The organism is Pontibacter qinzhouensis, from assembly GCF_008017455.1.
GTDB lineage: Bacteria > Bacteroidota > Bacteroidia > Cytophagales > Hymenobacteraceae > Pontibacter > Pontibacter qinzhouensis.
On record NZ_VRTY01000005.1, the window covers coordinates 30,471 to 46,374 of the forward strand.

Genomic DNA, 15,904 nt, shown 5'->3' on the forward strand with positions numbered 1-15,904 from the left:
CGGCTTGCAGTTATTTGCCATTCCGGTAAAAATTGTTTCCTTCTAATTTGTACTTAATTTTTTTTGTAAAAGATGGAATAGACTCCATCTTTGTTAAAGGCACCTAGCCAATATCTACCTAACAGAACCTTACGCATGAGAAAAAATCTACAAGTATTTATTTTCACTTTTCTGATCTGGACCACCGTCACCTCCTGCAACAGAGCTGTATCAGATGTAGAGAATGAGAGAGCAGGCATGAGTAATTACACCGCACCTGTTGCCACCACTCAGACTACAGTTTATTTTGTGCGACATGCCGAAAAAGAATCGAGTAACCCCAATGACCAGAATCCTGATCTTACGCCCGAAGGAAAAGCCAGAGCGGAGGCGCTGCGCGCACTGATGCAGGAAGTAGAACTTGGTGCGCTGTATGCTACCAAGTTCATCCGAACCAAAAATACGCTCATGCCACTCTCCAATGAGCGAAACCTGCCTATAGCCGAATACAAAGCCAACGACTTTACGGGGCTGCGGCAGCGGGTGCTGGAAGAAAACAGCGGCAAAACAGTTTTAGTAGCGGCCCACTCTAACACACTTTTGCCGCTGTTGAACGCTTTCGGGGCCAAAACCACTATAAACTTCATCCCTGAGACTGAATATAGTTACTTATTTAAAGTAACACTGCTCCCGGATAACACGACAAAGCTGGAGGTAAATAACTATAACTGATACTGCTGTAACAAAACTGGTTTACAACAGAAAAATCTACTTCTCGACAGGGGGAGTAGCTTTTTATTTGCCACCTGCGGTTCTTAGGCACGTAAGCCACTTTAAACCACAGTCACTATGCGGTAACTAACAGTTAAAGTGCTAGCCGGAAGAGGAACCGAAGTTATAGCGAGTGCCAGGCACCTGGACGGGAAGAAATTGACAACAGTACAGGCGAAGTGCTGAAACAGCGGCTGGTACGCATAATACGCGACAGCATCAGGAGCCATAACTATAAGGCAGATCCCAAATTTAATATCGTTTTCCTGAAGTAGAAATTAACCCTTGACTGTTTTTAGCCAGAAAACCTTCTGAAGGCCATTTTTATTTAAATAATTTGCCCTTCTCCTATTCACTCAATCACTCATTCAAAATTCAAAATTACTTCACCATCCTGAACTCCAGTACATGTTGCGTCTTTTCTGTTACTTTATACCGGTTATCGACACGCTGGCCTGCCACCCATACAATAGTTTGCTCAGAGGTGAGCACGAGCACCTGTTGCTTCAGGTTAGCCGGTACTTTACGGTCTACCAGAAAATCGCTGATCTTCTTTTTGCCGTTCATGCCGAGCGGCACAAACCAGTCGCCTTCCTGCCAGGGGCGCAGCTTGAGCGGGAACTTGAGCAAATCGGCATCTAGTGCGGCCACATGCGGTTTGGTATTCAGTTTGTAGCTGCCAGCTTCGTAGGCTGTAATAGCAAGACGGACATGTGGCTCCTGCACCTCCTGCTGGCTTTCATTAATCTGGATGCTGCCAAAGCTGCTCAGGTTTCGGAAGGTAATAACTAGTTGCTCCCGGTCTTTTACCAGCGTGTGCGTAGGCGATTCGAACTGTTTGCCTGAAAGCCCGTCGAGTGCCTGTACCAGCTCCAGCACCACCGTGTAGCTGAAGTTATAAGGCTTTAGCAGCTCGTGCAGCACCACCGGTAAGCCTTTTGCTTCGCGCAACGGAGCTAAATCAATATATACCACGTTTTCTTCCTGCCTTACACTTTGCTGCTCCAGGCTCTCAATATAAGCCGCCACTATGGCCTCGGCGTGGCTCACGCGCTCGGCAGTCTGCTGCAGCGTTTCCTCCAGGTTCGGATTAATCTCCTTCAGCGCCGGAATTACATCGTGCCTTATTTTGTTGCGCTGGTACTTGGTGCTCAGGTTAGAGCTGTCTTCGCGCCATATAATGTGGTTGGTCGTTACGAAATCGTAGATATCGTCTTTGGTGAGCGAGAGCATCGGGCGGATGATGTGGCCGTTTTTAGGAGGAATGCCATGCAGCCCGGCAATGCCGGTGCCTTTGGCCAGGTGGAGCAATATGGTCTCGGATGTGTCGTTGCTATGGTGGGCGGTGGCAATATAGTCGTAGCCTTCCTGCTGGCGCACCTGCTCAAACCAGGCATAGCGCAGGGTACGGGCCGCCATTTGTGTCGAAATGCTTTCTTGCTCGGCAAATGCGGTGGTGCTGAAGTTTTCGGTAAAAAAGGGCACTTCGTACTTTTTGGCTAGCTTTTTGACGAATACCTGGTCAGCCTCCGACTCTTCGGCACGAAGGCCGAAGTTGCAGTGCGCAATGGCAAAATCGAACTTGAGCTGGTGCAGCACTTCGCAAAGCACCACCGAATCGATGCCTCCACTAACAGTAGCCAGAATACGGCTATCGGTTTGGCAAAGGTTATGCAACTGTATAAAACCTAAAACTTTTTGGAGCATATGGAGCAGGTGGTAAATTTTTTCTAATTTTGAATTTTTATGAGATATTAGATTTTAGACATGAGATGAAATATTCCTGATTCTCTCTTCTTAGTCAGTTCATCAAGCGTTGCGATAAACAATTAATAGATCTTCCGGAAAAGAAGAGTTTAATCTCAACCCAGAAATCTAACATCTATAATCTAATATCTAACTTCTAAAAAACGATGTTCACAAAAATACTGTTTTCTCTTGTCTTTATGCTGATGTCTTTTGCTGTTTTAGGGCAGCAGGCACGGCAGGATAGGGTAGAACTGCAGGGAGCCGACAGCTTGAAAGGCGGCATCTTTAACGGGCAGCGCATAACAAAACTCCTCGGGAACGTAAAGTTTAAGCAACAGGATACCTTTCTGTTTGCTGACTCGGTGTACAAATATGCTGATACCGAGATTCTGGAAGCTTTTGGAAATGTGCGCATTAACCAGGCCGACACTGTAACCATAACCGGTAACCGCGCCACTTACGATGGCGACAAGCGCACGGCCCGCATGATCGGTAACGTGGTAATGAAAGACCCGCGTATGACCCTGACCACCCCCAGCCTCGACTACGACCTGACCACCCGCACCGCGGTATACACAGAAGGTGGCACCATAGTAGACCCCGAAAACCGCCTGCAAAGCCGCAGGGGCACCTACGATACCAACTCCAAGATGTTTACCTTCCGGCAAGATGTAAAAGTATTCTCTAAAGACTACGACATCACGGCCGAAAATATGCGCTACAACAGCGAAAGCAAGATTGTGTACTTTCAGGGGCCAACTTTTATAAAAGGCAAGCAAGGCGATCTGTACGCCGAAGAAGGCACCTATGACACCATCATGAGGGTATCTGACTTTGGCAAAAATGCCTACATTTTAACACCGGAGTACAGACTCGGAGGCGAGAAGCTATTTTATAACGAGGGCACCGGCTATGGTTATGCCCAGCGCAACGTTACCATGCGCTCGCTTAAAGACGATGTAACCATAAGAGGGGAGGTAGGCCGTTACTGGCGCGAGACCGGTGTGGCAAAAGTGCACGGCAGCCCAAAAATGGAAACTCTTATGGATGGCGATACACTCTTTATGGCAGCCGATACGCTTATTTCCAGAGAGTCTAAAGCACCGGATATGCCTAGTATGCTGTATGCTTACCATGGCGTAAAAATCTACAAATCAGATCTGCAGGGCAAGTGCGACTCGTTGAGCTACAACCGCACCGACTCTATCATGTACATGAACAGGAACCCTGTGCTGTGGAGCGATAACAGTCAGATTGTGTCAGATACTATTCATATACACATGCGCAACAAGACAATAGACCGGATGTACATGTTTAGCAGCGCGTTTATTTCTTCTGAAGACTCCATTCAGAACTTTAACCAGGTAAAAGGTCGCGACATGGTGGCTTTTTTTAAGGAAGGAAAAATCAGGAGGGTGAATGTGGAGGGCAACGGCGAGAGCCTCTATTTTGTGCTGGAGGGCGATACGTTGCTCACCGGCCTTAACAAAGCCATCTGCAGCAATATGGTGCTCAAATTCTCTGAAGAAAATAAACTGAACACTATCTCGTTTCTGGTAAGTCCGGATGCCAGCTTTATTCCGCCGCATGAACTGAAAGAGCCGGACAAAACGTTGGAAGGGTTTGAGTGGCTGTCGGAATTACGGCCAGAGCGGAAAGATATATTTGTGCAACGTGTGCCGGTGGTGCAGCCACAGCCTGTGCAGCAGCAGCAGGCTCCAAAAGAGAGTGTTTCCGGTTTGGCAACGCCATCGGTCCGCGTAAAGCCTGTTGTGCAGTCTAAACCCGCAGCACCTGCCAAACCACCAGTTAATAGCCAAGTGCCAGCAAAGCCAGTAGCAGCTCCGGGAGGAACTAAGCTTAAGAAGGCTGGGAATAACTAGTATCAGGTTACCTCAGATGCTAATCAATTATTCAAATGAAATGGCCCTTCCAAAGCGTTTTTGCCTCCCGAAGGTCAAGGGGGCTTGGAGGAGGGGAGAACCTTCATTAAAAAAAGCTCTTTTTAAATGAAATGCTGCGATCATAAGCCTGAAGACAGAATGAAATTATACATTAAAATTCCTGCGTCCGCAACTAACTTGTAAATCACACAGATATTCCATAATTTTGCCCGTTCATGAAGAAAGGCTTTTCCCATATTATTGTGCTTATTGGCATATTGCTGCTAACCGCTGGTTGCAGTAACTACCAAAAGCTATTAAAAAGCACGAACGTAGACGAAAAATACGCGGCTGCCTTAAAATATTACGAAAAAGAAGACTATTACCGCGCCAACCAACTGCTCAACGATGTGTTGCCCTTGCTGGGTGGTCGGCCGGAAGGGGAGAGAGCCCGGTTTTTGTTTGCGCATACGCACTTTATGCAGCGCGAATTTTTATTGAGCGCCTACCAATTCCAGCTCTTCTACGAAACATACCCACGCAGCGAGTTTGCCGAAGAGGCTATATTCCTGTATGCCAAGTCGCAGTACATGAGTTCTCCGGGTTATGAGCAGGATCAGTCTACTACGGTAACGGCTCTTGAATCGCTGCTGGAGTTTCAGGCACGGTTCCCGACCAGCCAGTTTGCCGAAGAAACAAACAACATGATAAACGAGTTGAACGTAAAGCTCGACCGAAAGTCATTCGACAGCGCCCGGCTCTACTACCAATTGCGTTACTACAAGTCGGCGGTGGTGTCGCTTACAAACTTTATAAACGAACATGCCGGCTCGCCTTACAGCGAAGAAGCTGCTTTTCTGAGGTTAGATGCACAGTACAGGTTCGCCCTTGAAAGCGTGGTAAGTAAGCAACAGGAACGTTTTACGGAAGCAGCCGATTTCTACCTCGCTTTTATAGATCTACACCCGCAAGGCAAGTTCCTGCGCGATGCGGAAAAGATATACGAGAATACCTTATCTGAACTGGATAAGCTGAAACAACCAACCCAAGTATCACAAGGCAATTAACACATTCTATATATGGCAATAGTACCAGCATCTATCGTTACCAGAAACATGGCCGACTTTGCAAAGCAGACAGGTAATGTTTACAAATCAGTTTCTGTTATCTCTAAAAGAGCAAACCAGATATCAGTAAAGCTGAAAGAAGAATTAAACTCAAAGCTTGCTGAGTTTGCCACTACTGTCGATAACCTCGAAGAGGTATTTGAGAACAGAGAGCAAATCGAGATTTCGAAATATTACGAGCGTCTGCCAAAACCTACCAACCTGGCTGTTGAAGAGTTTCTGGAAGGCAAAGTGTACGTGCGTACACCAGACGACGAGACAGAGATAACATCTTTCTAAACTGTACCGGATGCTCCGGAACAAAAAGATTATAGTAGGAGTTTGCGGCAGTATAGCAGCTTATAAAGCCGCTGTGCTGGTTCGCTTACTTATAAAAGCAGAAGCAGAAGTGCAGGTAATCCTGACTACTTCTGCTTCTGCTTTTATAACCCCTCTCACGCTGGCCACTCTTTCTAAGCGGCCGGTTCTCACAGAGTTTGTGCAAGGCAGGCAAGGCATCTGGAACAACCACGTGGAACTTGGTCTCTGGGCCGATACCATGGTAATTGCTCCGGCCAGTGCCAACACAGTAGCCAAGTTCGCAAACGGGTACTGCGATAACCTGCTCAGCGCCACCTACCTTTCGGCCCGCTGCCCGGTTTTTGTAGCACCCGCCATGGACCTCGATATGTACCAGCACCCTTCGGTGCAGGATAACTTCCGGAAGTTGCAGGCCTACGGTAACAAGTTAATTGAGGCTGGCTATGGCGAACTGGCAAGTGGTTTGGTAGGGCAAGGGCGTATGGCAGAACCAGAGGAAATAGTGCAGGTACTTCAGGATTACTTTACAGGAGGTGGAAAAATCGTTTAACGGGAAACTGGTGCTGCTCACAGCCGGACCAACTTATGAGCCCATAGACCCGGTTCGCTTTATCGGCAACCACTCTACTGGTAAAATGGGCTATGCCCTGGCCGAGTGCTTTGCCCAACATGGGGCAAAGGTACGGCTGGTAGCAGGCCCCACGGCACTACAGGCAGTGCACAAGAGCATTGAAGTAACCCCTGTTACCACGGCCGACGAAATGTACCAGGTCGTGCAACAGTTCGCTGCTGCTGCCGATATTGTGGTTTTTGCCGCTGCCGTAGCCGATTACAAGCCCAAAGTAGTGGCCGATAAAAAAATAAAGAAAGACGGGAGCGAATTAACAATAGAACTTGTTAAGAACGTTGATATAGCAGCGGCCTTCGGTAAACAAAAACGTGAAGGGCAGTTCTCGGTAGGCTTTGCCCTCGAAACAAACGACGAAGACCTGAATGCCCGGCAAAAGCTCGAGAAGAAAAACCTCGATATGATTGTACTGAATTCACTTAACGACCCTGGGGCCGGATTTCGGCACGATACAAACAAAATCACGATTATAGAACGTGACACAACTACGGCTTTTGAACTAAAGCAGAAGCAGGAAGTGGCGCAGGATATTGTAAACCTAATTTTAGAGCGCTTACATGTTTAAGAAAATACTTGTTTTGCTGTGTGTATATGTGGTGGCGGTGGGTGCTAAAGCCCAGGAGCTGCAGTGCGATGTGGTGGTAAACAGCGAGCAGGTGCAATACACCGATAAGCAATTATTTACAGAGATGCAGACCCGCATCTTTGAATTTATGAACAACCGCCGCTGGACCGACCAGGCTTACCGGGCAGAAGAGCGCATAAAGTGCCGGATGCTCATAAACCTGGTGGAGATGCCTGAAATTGGCATATTTAAGGCCAATGTGCAGGTGGTATCGGTAAGGCCGGCCTATGGTACCGGTTACGAAAGCATTCTTTTTTCTGTTATCGACAAAGACTGGACTTTTCAGTTTACCGATGCGCAACCCCTCGACTTTGCCGAAAACAGCTATACCTCTAACCTCTCGTCGATGCTGGCATTTTATGCCTACTTAATAATAGGAGTAGATGGCGACAGCTTTAGTAAGATGGGCGGCTCCAATGCCTACGACAGGGCCCGGAATATTATGAACCTGGCCACTTCACAAGGCGGTTCTTACCCCGGCTGGAAACCTTTTGAAGGAAACCGAAACCGTTACTGGATATTAGATAACCTGCAGGACCCTCAGTTTGTAACATTCCGGGAAGGCTTGTATACCATGCACCGCCAGGGACTCGATGTGATGGCAGAAAGCCCGGAAAAAGCGCGTAAGTCGGTGCTGGTGGTGCTGCAGGATATACAGGCGCTCTCGAAGCTCAAGCCGGGTGCTGCCATTATCCGCTCTTTCTTTGATGCAAAGGCCGATGAACTGACCAACATGTTTAAAACAGCACCTCCCGCAGATAAGCAGGCAGCCTATACCATCCTGAACCAGGTAGATGCCCCTAATAGCACAAAATACCAGGTGCTGCTACAGCGCTAACTTTCCTTATTTCCGCTAAAGCGCGTATCTTCACGCAGACCACTGTGCGAGCTTGCCTACAAAATACTCTTATGGGAAAACGACAAACCCGCGTTTTTAATCAGGAAATTGCGTTGCAGGCGCAGGAGTTGCTTTTGCAGCCCCTTGTGCATGTTGTGCTGCAAACAAATGTAGTGCTGCAGGGCAAGTTGCGGACCATCGATCAGGTAAATGTAGAACTGTGGGACAGGTGCTTTGAGCGACGGGTGCTGCCTCTACAGCAAATTAAAGAAATCATCTACGATAAAGAAGCGGCTTTTTAGCTTATGCTGATAGATCTTAAAATTAAGAATTACGCCCTTATTGAGCAGCTGGAGATGACGCCATCGCCGGTACTCAATATTATAACCGGTGAGACAGGGGCCGGCAAATCGATTATGCTGGGCGCTATCGGTCTTTTAATGGGAAACAGGGCCGATAGTAAACTTCTTTTTAACCAGGCACAAAAGTGCGTGATAGAAGGCGTGTTCGATATTTCGTCTTATAACCTGCAGGAAGTTTTTGCAGCCGAAGACCTCGATTTCGATAACCAGTGTATTTTGCGGCGCGAGATCAGCCCTAGTGGCAAATCGCGGGCCTTTGTAAACGACACACCTGTAACCCTCGATGTGATCCGGACCATTGGCGATAACCTGATGGACATCCATTCGCAGCACGACACACTGCAGCTCGGCGACACCAGTTATCAACTCGATATTCTGGATGTGTATGCCGGCAATACTTCTCTGGACATCTATGCCGGAAATTCTTCTTTTCTGAAAGAGTACCATACCGCTTACCGTCACTACAAAAAGCTCGAATCGGACTTTAATAAGCTGGAGAACCAACTGGCGCAGGCGCAGAAGGAACTAGATTACCACACCTTCCTGCTAAACGAGCTGGACGAGGCGCGGCTTGAGGCAGAGGAGCAGGAGAGCCTGGAGGCAGAACTAAAGCAGCTCGAAAACGCCGAAGATATTAAACTGAAGCTCTCGCAGGCGGTGCAGTACCTCACCGAATCGGAGTTTAATATTACCTCGGCCCTGAAAGATACCGCTTACCTGATCGGGCAGTTGGCGCAGTTCTCCGGTACTTACGAGGAGTTGCGCAACCGCACCGAGAGCTGCATGATTGAGCTGCAAGACATTGCCGGCGAACTGGAAGATGCCGAACGTAAAACAGAGGCAGACCCTGGGAGAGCCGTAGAAGTGCAGGAGCGCCTAAATCTTATTTACACGCTGCAGCGCAAGCACCAGGCCAAAACCATTGCCGACTTACTGGCCATACAGGCTGAACTGGAAGAAAAAGTAAAAAGCGTTCTGAACCTGGATACTGTTATCCTGGAGACCAAAAAAGCTATGGCAGCTGCCGAAAAAGATGTTTTTGAGAAAGCAGAGGTTCTTTCTGAGCGACGCAAGGCTGTGTTTAAAAAATTTGAAGGGGAACTGTATGCGCTGTTAGCAGAGTTGGGAATGCCAAATGCCCGAATTGTTATTCAGCATAAGGTTACGCCGCCATCTGCCACAGGTACCGACGAAATAAGCATACTGTTCAGTGCCAATAAAGGAGCGGCTCCACAGAGTTTAGTCAAGGCGGCCTCTGGTGGTGAATTTTCTCGCCTGATGCTGAGCATTAAATACATGCTGGCCGATAAAACAGCGTTGCCTACCATTGTTTTCGATGAGATAGACACCGGTATATCTGGCGAGGTGGCTGTTAAAGTAGGTAAAATGATGCAGCAGATGGCGCAGAAGCACCAGATTATTGCCATCTCGCATTTGCCACAGATAGCTGCCCAAGGCGATTACCATTACTTTGTGTACAAGCACGACCGCGAAGACCGCACCGTGAGCCGAATTAAAAAGCTCAGCGATGAGGAGCGCGTAAACGAAATTGCTCACATGATTGCCGGTGCAAACCCAAGTTCTAATGCCTACCAGAGCGCTAAAGAATTGCTCTCATTATAGAGGTGGTATAGCGGTAAGAGACAAAATTCAGTTTCTACACCTTAATTTTGAACAGACTCTAAAGAGATATTACTAAATTGCTTCCCGGTTTCAGATTTACCCGGATTTTTTACAACAGCAAAAAAAATATAATAACGATATGTCGTATAATATACTTAAAGGGAAAAAAGGAATAATTTTTGGCGCACTAGACGAGAAGTCGATTGCCTGGAAGGTAGCCAAGCGTGCCCACGAGGAAGGCGCAGAGTTTGTGCTGACAAATGCACCACTTGCCATGCGTATGGGCGAAATCAAGAGATTGGCTGAAGAGTGTAACGCAGAAATTATTCCGGCTGATGCAACCTCTGTGGAAGATCTGGAAAACCTGTTTACAAAGGCACAGGAGATTCTGGGTGGCAAAATAGACTTTGTGCTGCACTCCATAGGTATGAGCCCGAACATCCGTAAAGGCAAAACATACGGCGACCTGAACTACGAGTGGTTCCTGAAGACCCTGGACATCTCGGCGCTTTCTTTCCACAAGGTGATGCACGTGGCCGAGAAGCAGGATGCCATGAACGAGTGGGGCTCCATTGTTGCGCTTTCTTACATAGCGGCTCAGCGTGTTTTCCCAGATTATACCGATATGTCGCAGGCAAAGGCGGTGCTGGAGTCTATTGCGCGCAACTATGGTTACCGCTTAGGCAAGCAGAAAAAGGTGCGTGTAAACACTATTTCGCAGTCGCCTACTAAAACAACTGCAGGCACAGGCGTAGGTGGTTTCGATGCATTTTATGAGTATGCCGATAAAATGTCGCCGCTAGGTAACGCATCGGCAGAGGCCTGCGCTGATTACTGCATCACCCTTTTCTCTGACCTTACCAAGCTGGTTACCATGCAAAACCTGATGCACGATGGCGGCTTCTCGAGTATGGGTATTTCAGAAGATATCGTAGACATGATCAGTAAATAGTTTTAATGTGCTAATTTATTAAAGTGCTGATGTGATAAATTAGTTGAAAATAAAAAAGGAAGAGCTTCTGGTGCAGATCAGAAGCTCTTCCTTTTTATGTAAGTTTTACTGGCAGAACATGGCCAATTATTCTAATGAAAACGGCCTTCCGAAGGTATTTTATAAGTTTTGGATGCCAGGCCTCCTTTAGTTGAGAGTTAAACGTTATACGACATTCATTCGCTCAATCACTCCTCATCTTCAGATTTCCAAATCTTCAAATTAACCATTCACCAATTCAGCAGTTCAACTAAATTATTCTAATGGAAATGGCCTTCCAAAGGTTTTTTAAGGGAACAAGCACAAAGGTTTAGGATTGATTTTCTACTCACTCCTTGCCTCAAAATTTCCAAATCTTTACATCTCCAAATTAAAAAATTAACACATAGAACCATTAACACATTAATCAGGGCACTCACCGGGCTTGTAAGAAGTTACACCAGTGCGGTCTGCTTCGCAGGCATTGCCATAGGTTTTGCCATCGCAGCCGCAAACCGGGTCGTATTGCATAGTGCAGGCCTGGTCTGGTTTGGCCTGGGCCGGATCGATACAGGGTGTTTCTGAATTTTTGCAGGACCACATGAAGCCGGTTATTATCAAAAAGCCAGCAAAACAAATTTTTCTCATAGTATTATAAATTAGGTTTTTTATATACAAAGTGGTTAATAATCAGGCTTTTTGCTGCTAAAGCGTTAAAAATAAAGCTTTTAATAAACAGTAATTATTTAACTAACTAAGGCTGCCACCGTATTGATTCTTAACGACGTGCAATTAGTGTGAGTGGCTTATACGCAAAAAGCTTTACAGGCTGCCTACTCTGTTTGCATGCTAAACGCCAAACAAACTAATATTAACTCAAATTTAAGTAATATGAACGACGACAAAGGAAAAATCTTACTGGCAACAGCTGCCGGCTTAGGACTTGGTATCGTAACTGGAATTTTACTGGCTCCTGATAACGGACTGGCAACACGAAACGGCCTTAAGAAATCGCTTACCAAGGCAGGCGACGATATTGAGCGTACTGTAAAACGTTGGATGGATAGCCTGGAGAAAAGTGACACGACCGGTGCTGGAAGCAGCCTGATTATGCGCGGCTCCTGGGATGATGTGAAAGGGCAGTTAAAGCAGAACTATGCTGATCTGACAGATGATGACCTGACGTATGTAGAAGGTAAAGAAGACGAACTTTTTGGTAGACTGCAGCGCAAACTCGGAAAAACCAAAGACGATATTGTAAGACTTATCTCTGATTTATAAGAACATTACAGCGTATTGTTCTCTTCTTTTGATTATATTCGGCCATTAATATATTAAATGGCTAATATTTTGTATATAGCTATAACATAATACTAATTTGATCGTTAGAGGAAACAGAGACTAAAAAAATAATAAACTCATAACCAACTTTAATCATTAATTACTATGAAAGACAATAGCGGAAAGATCTTATTGGCTTTGTTGGCAGGCGCCAGCGCAGGCGTTGTTGCAGGCTTACTGATGGCTCCTGACACAGGTGAGGCTACAAGAACGAGCGTTAAAAAATGGGCAAACAAACTAAGCACTGATCTTGAGAAAAACCTGCAGACTGGCCTTGATGAAATCAAGAACATGAGCAGCGGCGTTATAGATACGCTCAACAAAAAGGCTTCTGCTGTAAATGGTTCTGTAGGTGATGCCGTGAAAAGTGCTGCAGATAGTGTTACAGGAGCAGGTTCAACTGGTTCTTCTACCGGATCATCATCCACTGGATCATCATCAACTGGTTCTTCGACTGGTGCCGGATCTAAGCCAGGTGGCGCAGTTTAACAAATAAACTTCTGGCCGAATCTACTTTGGCTGTAACAAGTATACCTATAAATTAGAGTAGCGTGTGGTTTTGGCTATACGCTGCAGCTTTATTTTGTAAACTATAAGAAGGGGTTCCTGCTACTATTTAGCAGGAACCTTTTTTGTTTAAAGAGATATATTTTCAATCAACTTTAGTTTTTGGTTGCCGTTTACTAGTAGTTATACTGGTTTATTTGCCGCTTTTGCAATGCAGAGCAGGTTTAAAAACTAGAGTCTAATTTAAGATAACCATTTTTTTAACCTAACATCAGATGAAGACACAAATGGAATGTAGAACATTAGGAGAATCGAAAGGTAACTTTACAAATGCTTCAGTTCGCCAGATGAAGCAACGCGATACATCTGCCGAAGCAAGTGAGAGCAGCCATAGCAACAGCGGTACAAAACTGGCAGTAGGTTTATTAGCAGGCGCAGGCGTTGGTGTGCTGGCAGGTGTGCTTTTAGCTCCTGAAAAAGGAAAGGATGCCCGTAAGAAAATAGCAGAATCTGCCTCTAAACTTGGCTCACAGGTAAGCAATTCACTTAATTCTACAAAAGAAAAGCTGAATAGCTGGACAGCTGCCAAACCTGATAAAACAAGAGTTGTTACCAGCCCTTACAATGATGTGAGCAGTCGTGATCATTCAGCGCTCGACGCCATGGTGAAGGACCAGGTAATTAGGGACGGAGAAGGAGATAGTACTGGTTTGCCGGGTATGCTGAAGTAAAAGCTTCATGCGTGTAAAAAAGGAGGGCTTGCTGTATAACAGCAAGCCCTCCTTTTTATCTAAATTCAATGCTCTTACTCTTCTGATTTCTCCGGCTTCATTTGCGGGAAGAACAGCACATCCTGAATAGAGTGGGAGTTGGTCATGATCATAGACAGGCGGTCTATGCCGATGCCCAGACCAGCCGTTGGTGGCATGCCGTACTCCAGGGCACGCAGGAAATCTTCGTCCAGTACCATGGCCTCGGTGTCGCCGCGCTTGCCTAGCTCCAACTGCTCCTCAAAGCGGGCACGCTGGTCTATCGGGTCGTTTAGCTCAGAGAAGGCGTTGCAGATTTCCTTGCCGTTGCAAATAGCCTCGAATCGCTCCACCAGACCTGGCTTGCTACGGTGCTTCTTCGCCAGCGGGCTCATCTCTACCGGGTAGTCGGTAATAAAGGTTGGCTGAATCAGGTAAGGTTCGCAGGTTTCCCCGAAAATCTCATCAATGATTTTGCCTTTGCCCAGTTTCGGGTCTACTTTAATGCCCAGTTTTTCGGCAGTTGCCCGGAGCTGTGGCTCCTCCATTTCTGATATATCTATTTTGGTGAAGTGCTCTATGGCTTCGAACATGGTAAAGCGTTTCCAGGGGCGCTTAAAATCGATAGTGTTTTCGCCTACCTGCACCTGCGTTTTGCCATGCAGGGCCAGCGCTACTTTTTCTACCATCTCTTCTACCAGGTCCATCATCCAGTTATAGTCTTTGTAGGCTACATACAGCTCTACCTGCGTAAACTCAGGGTTATGGAAACGGCTCATGCCTTCGTTACGGAAGTCTTTGGCAAACTCGAACACACCATCGAAACCACCTACTATGAGGCGCTTCAGGTATAGCTCGTTGGCTATGCGCAGGTACAGCGTCATGTCCAGGGTATTGTGGTGCGTTTTAAACGGACGGGCAGCAGCACCGCCGTACAGCGGCTGCAGAATAGGCGTTTCTACTTCCAGGTAGCCTTGTTCGTTCAGGAAGTTGCGCATGGTGTTTACCAGCTGCGTCCGCTTCCGGAAGGTTTCGCGCACCTGCGGGTTCACGATCAGGTCTACGTAGCGCTGGCGGTAGCGCAGTTCCGGGTCTGTAAAGCCATCGTGCACAATCTCATTCCCGTTCTCGTCTATTTCGCGCTTTACAACAGGCAGCGGCTTCAGCGATTTAGTGAGCAGTTTCAGCTCGGTTACGTGCACCGATATTTCGCCAACCTGCGTTACAAAGGCGTATCCTTTTATGCCGATAAAATCGCCGATGTCGAGCATTTTCTTAAACACTGTGTTGTACAGGTCTTTGTTGTCGCCGGGGGCAATATCGTCGCGCGACACGTAGATCTGGATGCGGCCGGAGCTATCCATAAGTTCGGCAAACGAGGCCTTGCCCATAATACGACGGCTCATCAGGCGGCCAGCCAGGGTTACCTCCTGGAAGTTGTTCTGCTCCTTATCGAAATTTTCTTTTATCTCTTTGGCTGTGGCAGTAACTTCAAAAAGCTCAGACGGATAAGGGTTTATACCCATTTTCTCCAGCTCTTCGCGCTCATGGCGTCTGCGTAGTTCCTGTTCGCTCAGTTGCATGCTTTATCTGCTAATGGTGGTTTTTATAAACAAGCTGTAAAATTGATAAATATTCGGGAGCTTTTAAACTCTTAATTGCTTATTGTTTACCAGATATGAGCGCAGGTGCTAAAAAAACTCCGTGCTTTTATAGAATTATAGTCCGTTTCTTACCCTTTCGAAATTTGAAGAACTTAGGGAAACAGGACACAAGCCGCGTGGAGAGTTAAAAGTTAAAAGTTATCAAAGGCCAATTTAACCACTAAGCAATTCAACAATTTAACAACCAACAATCAGCAATTATTCAAATGAAAATGCCCTCCAGAAGGTTTTAGGCCTAAAAAAGCCTTAGGTTCTGTTAAAGACCGTGAGCAGCAGGCGCGAGCCCTCTGCCATTACCTGCACGTTCAGCCGGTGAAAATCGTCGAATTCAATTTGCACGCCATCCTGGTAGCCGCGCTGGTTTGTAAGTCGCCAGATGTAGGCGATGCTCTTTTTCTGGTTGGCGATTGGTTTTTGCAGCAGCTTGTCGTGGTTTATGGTGGTTGCTAAGGTAGCGGCAGTAAGCACATCAATTATCACTTCGTCGAGGTCTGGTTCTATGGTGATGACCAGGTAAAGCTCCTCTACCTGAAAAACGGTGTGCACGATCCAGTTCGTTTCGGGGTCGAGCAGCGCGTAGGCTTTGGTTACTTCTTTGCCGGTTAGTTCGTCGAGGTCTGCTTCTGATGCCATAAAAAGGTATGAAAGACTGAATAGTTTAGGATGCGTGAAAAAAGTACTTATTGGCCCTGAAGCAAATTATTCTAATGAAAACAGCCTTCCGGAGTAGTTTTTGGCCTTTGGGTGTTGAGGGTGCAGCACTCGCCCAACTTACCAGCCGAACCGAA

Annotated in this window: 17 protein-coding genes; 13 read left to right on the forward strand and 4 right to left on the reverse strand. The window is 46.7% G+C overall.

Features of this window, described 5'->3' with window-relative positions; all coding sequences use genetic code 11:
- The first annotated feature begins 135 nt into the window (after positions 1 to 135).
- On the forward strand, positions 136 to 711 hold the full coding sequence (locus FVR03_RS02065) for a histidine phosphatase family protein (RefSeq protein ID WP_147920100.1): 576 nt from the start codon (positions 136 to 138) through the stop codon (positions 709 to 711).
- 420 nt (positions 712 to 1,131) lie between these two features.
- On the opposite strand, the gene tilS is transcribed toward FVR03_RS02065, so the two are convergent.
- Positions 1,132 to 2,457 carry a tRNA lysidine(34) synthetase TilS gene (gene tilS, locus FVR03_RS02070; protein ID WP_147920101.1) on the reverse strand — a complete coding sequence of 442 codons (1,326 nt, stop codon included), beginning with the start codon at positions 2,455 to 2,457 and terminating at the stop codon, positions 1,132 to 1,134.
- Positions 2,458 to 2,663: 206 nt separating this feature from the next.
- Between tilS and FVR03_RS02075 the strand changes: the two genes are divergently transcribed.
- From FVR03_RS02075 to FVR03_RS02110, 9 genes are all read left to right on the forward strand, one after another.
- A complete protein-coding gene (locus FVR03_RS02075) occupies positions 2,664 to 4,382 on the forward strand; it encodes an OstA-like protein (protein WP_147920102.1) in 1,719 nt (572 codons plus the stop codon).
- Between the two features lie 236 nt (positions 4,383 to 4,618).
- The gene (locus tag FVR03_RS02080; RefSeq protein ID WP_147920103.1) at positions 4,619 to 5,449 is read left to right on the forward strand and encodes an outer membrane protein assembly factor BamD; all 831 of its coding nucleotides are present in this window, start codon (positions 4,619 to 4,621) and stop codon (positions 5,447 to 5,449) included.
- Positions 5,450 to 5,461: 12 nt separating this feature from the next.
- Positions 5,462 to 5,788 carry a DNA-directed RNA polymerase subunit omega gene (locus FVR03_RS02085; protein WP_147920104.1) on the forward strand — a complete coding sequence of 109 codons (327 nt, stop codon included), beginning with the start codon at positions 5,462 to 5,464 and terminating at the stop codon, positions 5,786 to 5,788.
- A gap of 10 nt (positions 5,789 to 5,798) precedes the next feature.
- A complete protein-coding gene (locus FVR03_RS25140; RefSeq protein WP_369410440.1) occupies positions 5,799 to 6,359 on the forward strand; it encodes a flavoprotein in 561 nt (186 codons plus the stop codon).
- Positions 6,343 to 7,002, forward strand: coding sequence for a bifunctional phosphopantothenoylcysteine decarboxylase/phosphopantothenate--cysteine ligase CoaBC (coaBC, locus tag FVR03_RS25145; protein ID WP_369410441.1), 660 nt, complete (start codon positions 6,343 to 6,345; stop codon positions 7,000 to 7,002). The genes FVR03_RS25140 and coaBC overlap by 17 nt, the downstream gene beginning before the upstream one ends.
- Positions 6,995 to 7,900, forward strand: coding sequence for a type IX secretion system protein PorD (gene porD, locus FVR03_RS02095; RefSeq protein WP_147920105.1), 906 nt, complete (start codon positions 6,995 to 6,997; stop codon positions 7,898 to 7,900). Before coaBC ends, porD begins: the two co-directional genes overlap by 8 nt.
- Before the next feature lie 71 nt (positions 7,901 to 7,971).
- Entirely contained in the window at positions 7,972 to 8,202 is a 231-nt protein-coding gene (locus FVR03_RS02100; RefSeq protein ID WP_147920106.1) for a hypothetical protein, read from the forward strand.
- A gap of 3 nt (positions 8,203 to 8,205) precedes the next feature.
- Positions 8,206 to 9,885, forward strand: a complete 1,680-nt coding sequence (recN, locus tag FVR03_RS02105; protein ID WP_147920107.1) for a DNA repair protein RecN — start codon at positions 8,206 to 8,208, stop codon at positions 9,883 to 9,885.
- A gap of 139 nt (positions 9,886 to 10,024) precedes the next feature.
- The gene (locus FVR03_RS02110) at positions 10,025 to 10,837 is read left to right on the forward strand and encodes an enoyl-ACP reductase FabI (RefSeq protein ID WP_147920108.1); all 813 of its coding nucleotides are present in this window, start codon (positions 10,025 to 10,027) and stop codon (positions 10,835 to 10,837) included.
- A 441-nt stretch (positions 10,838 to 11,278) separates the two neighbouring features.
- Here the strand turns inward: FVR03_RS02110 and FVR03_RS02115 are convergent, their stop codons facing one another.
- Positions 11,279 to 11,503, reverse strand: a complete 225-nt coding sequence (locus FVR03_RS02115) for a Kazal-type serine protease inhibitor family protein (RefSeq protein ID WP_147920109.1) — start codon at positions 11,501 to 11,503, stop codon at positions 11,279 to 11,281.
- Positions 11,504 to 11,746: 243 nt separating this feature from the next.
- Here FVR03_RS02115 and FVR03_RS25150 point away from each other — a divergent pair, with 243 nt between their 5' ends.
- The 3 genes from FVR03_RS25150 (at position 11,747) to FVR03_RS02130 (ending at position 13,434) form a co-directional block, all read left to right on the forward strand.
- Positions 11,747 to 12,136: a CsbD family protein gene (locus FVR03_RS25150; RefSeq protein ID WP_147920110.1), complete on the forward strand. Its 390-nt coding sequence runs from the start codon at positions 11,747 to 11,749 to the stop codon at positions 12,134 to 12,136.
- A 165-nt stretch (positions 12,137 to 12,301) separates the two neighbouring features.
- The gene (locus FVR03_RS02125) at positions 12,302 to 12,685 is read left to right on the forward strand and encodes a YtxH domain-containing protein (RefSeq protein WP_147920111.1); all 384 of its coding nucleotides are present in this window, start codon (positions 12,302 to 12,304) and stop codon (positions 12,683 to 12,685) included.
- A gap of 293 nt (positions 12,686 to 12,978) precedes the next feature.
- On the forward strand, positions 12,979 to 13,434 hold the full coding sequence (locus tag FVR03_RS02130) for a YtxH domain-containing protein (protein WP_222707161.1): 456 nt from the start codon (positions 12,979 to 12,981) through the stop codon (positions 13,432 to 13,434).
- Between the two features lie 74 nt (positions 13,435 to 13,508).
- Here FVR03_RS02130 and lysS read toward each other — a convergent pair whose 3' ends face one another.
- Together lysS and FVR03_RS02140 are read right to left on the reverse strand one after the other, a co-directional pair.
- A complete protein-coding gene (gene lysS / locus FVR03_RS02135; RefSeq protein ID WP_147920112.1) occupies positions 13,509 to 15,035 on the reverse strand; it encodes a lysine--tRNA ligase in 1,527 nt (508 codons plus the stop codon).
- 327 nt (positions 15,036 to 15,362) lie between these two features.
- Entirely contained in the window at positions 15,363 to 15,749 is a 387-nt protein-coding gene (locus tag FVR03_RS02140; RefSeq protein WP_147920113.1) for a DUF6334 family protein, read from the reverse strand.
- Positions 15,750 to 15,904: the final 155 nt, after the last annotated feature.

Bases quoted from the DNA above. Each gene is read 5' to 3' on its own strand.
- FVR03_RS02130 (WP_222707161.1), top strand. From the start codon at position 12,979: ATGAAGACACAAATGGAATGTAGAACATTAGGAGAATCGAAAGGTAAC.
- FVR03_RS02100 (WP_147920106.1), top strand. From the start codon at position 7,972: ATGGGAAAACGACAAACCCGCGTTTTTAATCAGGAAATTGCGTTGCAG.
- FVR03_RS02080 (WP_147920103.1), top strand. From the start codon at position 4,619: ATGAAGAAAGGCTTTTCCCATATTATTGTGCTTATTGGCATATTGCTG.
- FVR03_RS02140 (WP_147920113.1), bottom strand. From the start codon at position 15,749: ATGGCATCAGAAGCAGACCTCGACGAACTAACCGGCAAAGAAGTAACC.
- tilS (WP_147920101.1), bottom strand. From the start codon at position 2,457: ATGCTCCAAAAAGTTTTAGGTTTTATACAGTTGCATAACCTTTGCCAA.
- recN (WP_147920107.1), top strand. From the start codon at position 8,206: ATGCTGATAGATCTTAAAATTAAGAATTACGCCCTTATTGAGCAGCTG.
- lysS (WP_147920112.1), bottom strand. From the start codon at position 15,035: ATGCAACTGAGCGAACAGGAACTACGCAGACGCCATGAGCGCGAAGAG.
- porD (WP_147920105.1), top strand. From the start codon at position 6,995: ATGTTTAAGAAAATACTTGTTTTGCTGTGTGTATATGTGGTGGCGGTG.
- FVR03_RS25150 (WP_147920110.1), top strand. From the start codon at position 11,747: ATGAACGACGACAAAGGAAAAATCTTACTGGCAACAGCTGCCGGCTTA.
- FVR03_RS02110 (WP_147920108.1), top strand. From the start codon at position 10,025: ATGTCGTATAATATACTTAAAGGGAAAAAAGGAATAATTTTTGGCGCA.
- FVR03_RS02125 (WP_147920111.1), top strand. From the start codon at position 12,302: ATGAAAGACAATAGCGGAAAGATCTTATTGGCTTTGTTGGCAGGCGCC.
- FVR03_RS02065 (WP_147920100.1), top strand. From the start codon at position 136: ATGAGAAAAAATCTACAAGTATTTATTTTCACTTTTCTGATCTGGACC.
- FVR03_RS02085 (WP_147920104.1), top strand. From the start codon at position 5,462: ATGGCAATAGTACCAGCATCTATCGTTACCAGAAACATGGCCGACTTT.
- FVR03_RS02075 (WP_147920102.1), top strand. From the start codon at position 2,664: ATGTTCACAAAAATACTGTTTTCTCTTGTCTTTATGCTGATGTCTTTT.
- FVR03_RS25140 (WP_369410440.1), top strand. From the start codon at position 5,799: ATGCTCCGGAACAAAAAGATTATAGTAGGAGTTTGCGGCAGTATAGCA.
- FVR03_RS02115 (WP_147920109.1), bottom strand. From the start codon at position 11,503: ATGAGAAAAATTTGTTTTGCTGGCTTTTTGATAATAACCGGCTTCATG.